Raw genomic sequence first — 570 nt, 5'->3', positions numbered from 1 at the left:
GCAAATGCTGGCCGACATCATGTGCAGCCAGTGGGAATTCAGCGGCGGAATCGACGTGGTGCGCAAACGCATCATGGCGAACCTGCGCCGCCGAGAGAAATCACGGGAGGCAGTGGCAATGGAGGCATACGAGAAATCGACTATGCACAAGCAGGAGGCACTGCTGTGAGCTCAATAACCTGTACCAGCTATTTCAGCGGTGCCGGGTTGATGGACATCGGATTCAACGGCAAACAGTACTGAAAACCAGGAGATAAAAATTGAACGATCTTATTAACTTCCTGAGACAGAGAGGTTCCGGGGCCAACTTTGAGGTTGTTGATGATAACCTCAGCGTTAGCGGCTTTCTCGATCTGAGCGACACCGGCATCACCAAACTGCCGGACAACCTCAGCGTTGGCGGCTATCTCGATCTGAGCGACACAGGCATCACCGAGTTGCCGGATAACCTCAGCGTTGGCGGCTCTCTCCATCTGAGCGACACCGGCATCACCGAGTTGCCGGATAACCTCAGCGTGGGCGGCTCTCTCAATAGGTGCGACACGGGCGTCACAAAACTGCCGGATAACG

1 protein-coding gene is annotated in these 570 nt (G+C 55.1%); it reads left to right on the top strand.

Annotation, left to right across the window (positions count from 1 at the left end; all coding sequences use genetic code 11):
* Window positions 1-260 precede the first annotated feature (260 nt).
* The coding region (locus Q4563_RS15605; RefSeq protein ID WP_303605112.1) for a hypothetical protein at window positions 261-570 on the top strand (310 nt) is incomplete at its 3' end.

It is taken from the genome of Gilvimarinus sp. 1_MG-2023, from assembly GCF_030548285.1.
This window is presented reverse-complemented; position numbering and strand designations above follow the sequence as displayed.